Origin of the sequence: Micromonospora sp. KC723 (assembly GCF_004348595.1) — a bacterium.
Taxonomy (GTDB): Bacteria; Actinomycetota; Actinomycetes; order Mycobacteriales; family Micromonosporaceae; genus Micromonospora.
The window spans coordinates 1-5,930 of record NZ_SMKD01000219.1; the positions used below are offsets into that span (position 1 = coordinate 1).

Below are 5,930 nucleotides of genomic sequence, written 5' to 3' on the forward strand. Positions count from 1 at the left end.
GTTACGGCGGTCATGGCGGAGGGGAAACGCCCGGTCACATTCCGAACCCGGAAGCTAAGCCCTCCAGCGCCGATGGTACTGCACTCGGGAGGGTGTGGGAGAGTAGGACACCGCCGGACAATCTTTCAGTTCAGGGCCATCCCCCATAGGGGATGGCCCTGAACCATTTCCACGAACCACCAAACCGACCGGACACGCGGGGCGTACCGGGGCAGAGTCGGTGACGTACGGCGGAGCCAGACCGGCGGTCAGCCTCGCGTCTGGATGACCTCGCGGATCTTCCGGAACAGGGCGGCCGCGTCATCGACGGAGCGGTTCGGGAACATCCCCATGACGGCGCTGCCGTGGTCGGCCCAGCCGCACACCGTGAAACCCTCAGTGCCGCGGGTGGTGCCGCACTTCATCACGCCGCCGAAGCGACCCGCCGGCACCTCGCGCAGCCCGGCCACCCTGCCGGTCTCGTCGGCCATCAACCCGAAGAGGCTGTCCAGATCCCGTTCCGGACGCCAGAGCAGAGCCGTACCGCCGAAGAGCAGCACCGGGGAATCGGCCGTCCCGGCCGCCGGGGTGCGATAGACGGTACCGAAACTGTAATCCAGGTCGATGTCCGCGGCGAAGCCGCTGCGCAGGTAGTCGGCGGTGCTGCGAGCGGATTCCGAGTCGTCGCGAGTCAGGCCGGCCACACTCTGCGGGGTACTCAGTCGGGTGTCCTTCTGCTCCGCGATCCGCCACCCCACCACACCGGAAGCAGCGGCGCCGGCGAGACCGACGGCGAGCGCGACGCCCAGGGCGATTCGCCGACGCCGGGACGGCCGGGCATCCTCGCCGGAGTCGACGCCCGGATGGTGGTTGCTCAGCCGGATCGGCTCGTCGGACAGGTGAACCGGTTCGGGCCCCTCGATGAGCTCACGCTCGCTGAGATGTGCGTCGGACATGTCCGCCACCGTACGCGAAGGACAGGTGGCGCACGTCAGGTCCGCCGAACCGCTCCGTAGACTTTGAGGGTGACCGAGAGACTGGATGCCCGACGCCCCGACGCCCCGACCCTCGCCGGCCAGTACCAGCCCGGCGAGGTAGAGCAGCGACGGTACGAGCAGTGGGTAGCCGCCGGCCACTTCCGGGCGTCGGCGGAGAGCGACAAGCCCCCCTTCACCATCGTCATCCCGCCACCGAACGTCACCGGTTCGCTGCACATGGGGCACGCGCTCGACCACACCGTCCAGGACGCACTGGTGCGCCGCAGGCGGATGCAGGGGTACGAGGCACTCTGGCTGCCGGGCATGGACCACGCCGGCATCGCCACCCAGAACGTGGTCGAGCGGCAGCTCGCCGGCCAGGGGCTGTCCCGGCACGACCTGGGTCGGGAGAAGTTCGTCGAGCGGGTCTGGCAGTGGAAGGCCGAGTCCGGCGGCACGATCCTCGGCCAGATGCGCCGCCTCGGCGACTCCGTGGACTGGGACCGCGAGCGCTTCACCATGGACGAGGGCCTGTCCCGCGCCGTGCAGACCATGTTCAAGAAGCTCTACGACGACGGGCTGATCTACCGGGCCAACCGGATCATCAACTGGTGCCCGCGTTGCCTGACCGCACTGTCCGACATCGAGGTGGAGCACACCGACGACGAGGGCGAGCTGGTCTCGATCCGCTACAGCGACGACGTCGTGGTGGCCACCACCCGCGCCGAGACGATGCTCGGTGACACGGCGGTGGCGGTGCACCCGGACGACGAGCGGTACCGGCACCTGATCGGCACCGAGGTCGAGGTCCCGCTGACCGGGCGGCGCATCCCGATCGTGGGCGACGCGCACGTCGATCCCACCTTCGGCACGGGCATGGTCAAGGTGACCCCGGCACACGACCCCAACGACTTCGAGATCGGCCAGCGGCACGACCTGCCCTCGCTGACGATCATGGATGAGCGCGGGGTCATCACCGCTCCCGGGCCGTTTGAGGGACTGGACCGGTACGAGGCCCGACCGGCGATCGTCGCGGCGCTGCGCGAGCAGGGCCGGATCGTGGCCGAGAAGCGGCCGTACGTGCACGCGGTGGGCCACTGCTCGCGCTGCCGGACGACCGTCGAGCCGAGGCTGTCGCTGCAGTGGTTCGTCAACACCGCACCGCTGGCCAAGGCGGCCGGTGACGCGGTCCGCGACGGCCGGGTGACGATCGAGCCGGCCGAGCTGGCCAAGCGGTACTTCGCCTGGGTCGACAACATGCACGACTGGTGCATCTCCCGGCAGCTCTGGTGGGGCCACCGCATCCCGGTCTGGTACGGACCGGCCGGCGAGATCGTCTGCGTCGGCCCCGACGAGCAGCCACCGGCCGGCGAGGGCTGGCGACAGGACGAGGACGTCCTGGACACCTGGTTCTCCAGCGGGCTGTGGCCGTTCTCCACCCTGGGCTGGCCGGAACAGACTCCCGACCTGGCGAAGTTCTACCCGACCAGTGTGCTCGTCACCGGCTACGACATCCTGTTCTTCTGGGTCGCCCGGATGATGATGTTCGGCCTGTACGCGATGGACGGGGTACAGCCGTTCGACACGGTGGCCCTGCACGGCATGGTCCGTGACCAGCACGGCAAGAAGATGTCCAAGTCCTTCGGCAACGTCGTCGACCCGCTGGACTGGATCGACCGGTACGGCGCGGACGCCACCCGGTTCACCCTGGCCCGGGGCGCGAACCCCGGCGGCGACGTGCCGGTCAGCGAGGAGTGGTGCCAGGGCTCCCGCAACTTCTGCAACAAGCTGTGGAACGCCACCCGGTTCGCGTTGCTGAACGGCGCGCACACCGAGGGACCACTGCCGGCCACCGACCACCTGTCGACGGTCGACCGCTGGATCCTGTCCCGGCTGGCGCACGTCACCGCCGAGGTGGACGAGCAGTTCGAGGCGTACGAGTTCGCGAAGGTGTGCGACCTGCTGTACCACTTCGCCTGGGACGACGTCTGCGACTGGTACGTGGAGCTGAGCAAGCCGGTGCTCGCCGAGGGCGGGGCGGCGGCCGAGGCCACCCGCCGGGTCCTCGGGCACGTGCTGGACCAGTTGCTGCGGCTGCTGCACCCGGTCATCCCGTTCGTCACCGAAGAGCTGTGGATCGCGCTCACCGGCGGGGAGACGGTCATGACGGCGGCCTGGCCGGCCGCCGACCGTACCGGGATCGACGACGCGGCGGAGGCCGAGATCGGCACCGTCCAGCGGGTGGTGACCGAGATCCGCAGGTTCCGCTCGGACCAGGGGCTGCGGCCGACGCAGCGGGTGGCCGCCCGGCTCGACGGGCTGGTGGTGGCGGGCATCGCGGGGCACGAGCGGCTGATCCGCTCGCTGGTCCGGCTCGACGCTCCCGGCGACGGCTTCCAGGCCAGCGCCACCCTCGCCATGCCCGGCGAGGTCAGCGTCGAACTGGACACCCGGGGCTCGATCGACGTGGTCGCCGAGCGGGCTCGACTCACCAAGGACCGCGCCGCCGCCGAGAAGGAGGCCGCGCAGGCCCGCGCGAAGTTGAACAATCCGGCGTTCGTGGGCAAGGCCCCCGAGCAGGTGGTGGCGAAGATCCGTGAGCGGCTGGCGACGGCCGAGGCCGACCTGGTCCGGATCGACGCCGCACTGGAGGCGCTTCCCTCGTGACCGACCGCACCGAATTCGCCGCCGTCGACGCCGAACTGGCCGGGCGGGGTTTCACCCGCATGGTGTTCGAACTGGACCGTATCGAGTCCCTGCTCGACCTGCTCGGCAGCCCGCAGCGGGCGTACCCGGCGATCCACCTGACCGGAACCAACGGCAAGACGTCCACGGCCCGGATGATCGACTCGCTGCTGCGGGCCTTCGGCCTGCACACCGGGCGGTACACCAGCCCGCACCTGGAAACGGTGCGGGAGCGGATCAGCCTGGACGGCGAGCCGGTCAGCGAGGAACGGTTCGTCGCGACGTACCGCGAGGTGGCGCCGCTGGCCGAACTGGTCGACCAGCGGTCGTCCGAGCCGTTGACCTACTTCGACATGACCACCGCGCTGGCCTTCGCCACGTTCGCCGACGCGCCCGTCGACGTGGCGGTGGTCGAGGTGGGGCTCGGCGGCGCCGAGGACGCCACCAACGTGCTCCAGGCCGGGGTGGCGGTGCTGACGCCGATCGGGTTGGACCACACCGAGTGGCTCGGCGACACGCTGGAGGACATCGCCCTGCACAAGGCGGGGATCATCCATCCGGGTGCCACGGTGATCTGCGCGGCGCAGGACGACGAGGCGGCCCGGCCCATCCTGGAACGCTGCGTCGAGGTGGGCGCGACCGTAGCCCGGGAGGGCTCCGAGTTCGGCGTGCTGCGCCGGGCCGTCGCCGTCGGCGGGCAGGTGCTGAGCATCCAGGGCCTCGGCGGGGTGTACGAGGAGGTGTTCCTTCCGCTGCACGGCGCGCACCAGGCGCAGAACGCGGCCGTGGCGCTCGCCGCGGTGGAGGCGTTCCTGGGCGCGGGAGCCAGGCGGCAGCTCGACGTGGAAACCGTCCGGGAGGGCTTCGCCGCGACCAGCTCGCCGGGCCGGCTGGAGAAGGTGCGTACCGCGCCGACCATCCTGCTCGACGGCGCGCACAATCCGCACGGGATGACCGCCACGGTGACCGCGTTGCAGGAGGAGTTCGCGTTCAGCAAGCTGGTCGGGGTGCTGGCGGTGTTCGCCGACAAGGACGTCGCCAGCCTGCTGGAACTGCTGGAACCGGTGCTCGACTCGATCGTCGTGACGCGCAACAGCTCGCCGCGGGCGATGCCGGCCGACGAGCTGGCCGCGATGGCCCGGGAGGTCTTCGGGCCGGAGCGGGTGCAGGTCACCGACTCGATGCCGGACGCGGTCGAGGCCGCCGTCGCCGAGGCCGAGGTGGACGTCCCGGGCGAGCTGGCCGGGGTGGGTGTGCTGATCACCGGGTCGGTGGTGACCGTGGCCGACGCCCGCCGGCTGCTGAAGCGGTGACCGACCCGGTGGGCGAACGCCCGGCCGCCCAACCCGGGGACGGGCGCCGGTCCGGGCTGCGTGACCCGGAGAAGGCGGTGCGGGGCCTGGGCGCCGGGCTCCTCGTCCTGGAGGCGGTGGTGCTGCTGCTGGCGATCCAGCCGATCCGGCTGGTCGGCGGGGACCTGGGCGGGCCGGCGATCGCGGCGATCGTCGCGCTGGCGGTCGCCTGTGTGGCGCTGGCCGGCATGATGCGCCGTTCGTGGGCCTGGAACGCCGGCACGGTGCTCCAGGGGCTGCTGCTGCTCTGCGGACTGCTGCACTGGTCGCTGTTCGGGCTGGGCGTGATGTTCGGCCTGGTGTGGGCGTACGGGCTGCACGTGCGCCGGGTCATCCTCGGCTGAGCGGGCGGGCCGCCGGCGTACCGGCGGCCCGGGGCGTCACGCCTCGGCGCGTTCCCGCCACTGGGTCAGGGCGATGCCGTGGCCGTCCGGGTCACGGAAGGCAGCCGCCCAGACCTCCAACCGGCTGCCCCGGTTGACCACCCGGGGCGCGTAGGTGAACCTGACCCCGGAGCCCTTGAGTCGGTGGTAGGCGGCGTCGATGTCGTCGACCTCCAGGTTGACGTGCACCAGCCGGCGGCTGATCGGGGCGGCCTCGGTGACCTCGCGCAACACCAGCCGGGTGCTGCCCGAGGCGAGGACCGCGTTGCCGGCGCCCCGGTCGACCTCGGTGAAGCCCAGCGACCGGTAGAAGTCGAGCGAGCGGGACAGGTCGGTGACCAGCAGGGTGAGACCGACTCCGTTGATCGGGCCGGTGCCGGCCACCGACTCCGCCTCCGGGTCGTACCCGAAGATGGCCTCGTCCAGCTCGTCCAGCTCGTCCAGCTCGTCCGGATCGATCCGGTCCGCCGGCTGGGGATCGTCGAGCGGGACGTCGACCGGGTCGGCCAGCGGCGCGTCGAAGCGTTCCTCGGCGGGTGTCCGGGGGGCGGGGG

Annotated in this window: 5 protein-coding genes and 1 rRNA gene; 4 read left to right on the forward strand and 2 right to left on the reverse strand. The window is 71.3% G+C overall.

What is annotated here, in order from left to right:
• Positions 1–2: 2 nt before the first annotated feature.
• Positions 3–119 (forward strand): 5S ribosomal RNA (gene rrf, locus E1165_RS27510).
• A 129-nt stretch (positions 120–248) separates the two neighbouring features.
• Here the strand turns inward: rrf and E1165_RS27515 are convergent.
• The gene (locus E1165_RS27515) at positions 249–935 is read right to left on the reverse strand and encodes a hypothetical protein (protein ID WP_132394617.1); all 687 of its coding nucleotides are present in this window, start codon (positions 933–935) and stop codon (positions 249–251) included.
• 69 nt (positions 936–1,004) lie between these two features.
• On the opposite strand from E1165_RS27515, the gene E1165_RS27520 reads away from it, so the two are divergent.
• Genes E1165_RS27520 through E1165_RS27530 form a run of 3 tightly spaced genes read left to right on the forward strand, consistent with a single transcriptional unit; the run spans position 1,005 to position 5,337 of the window.
• Complete coding sequence (locus E1165_RS27520) at positions 1,005–3,623, forward strand: valine--tRNA ligase (protein ID WP_132394618.1); 2,619 nt, start codon at positions 1,005–1,007, stop codon at positions 3,621–3,623.
• Positions 3,620–4,954 carry a folylpolyglutamate synthase/dihydrofolate synthase family protein gene (locus E1165_RS27525; protein WP_132394619.1) on the forward strand — a complete coding sequence of 445 codons (1,335 nt, stop codon included), beginning with the start codon at positions 3,620–3,622 and terminating at the stop codon, positions 4,952–4,954. The genes E1165_RS27520 and E1165_RS27525 overlap by 4 nt, the downstream gene beginning before the upstream one ends.
• Positions 4,951–5,337, forward strand: coding sequence for a DUF4233 domain-containing protein (locus E1165_RS27530; RefSeq protein ID WP_132394620.1), 387 nt, complete (start codon positions 4,951–4,953; stop codon positions 5,335–5,337). Before E1165_RS27525 ends, E1165_RS27530 begins: the two co-directional genes overlap by 4 nt.
• Before the next feature lie 36 nt (positions 5,338–5,373).
• Here E1165_RS27530 and E1165_RS27535 read toward each other — a convergent pair.
• Positions 5,374–5,930 (reverse strand): VOC family protein (locus E1165_RS27535; protein ID WP_132394621.1); only part of this gene is annotated, 557 nt, incomplete at its 5' end.

What these genes read in the sequence shown, in the direction of transcription:
- E1165_RS27515 (WP_132394617.1), bottom strand. Translation starts at nt 935, where the DNA reads ATGTCCGACGCACATCTCAGCGAGCGTGAGCTCATCGAGGGGCCCGAA.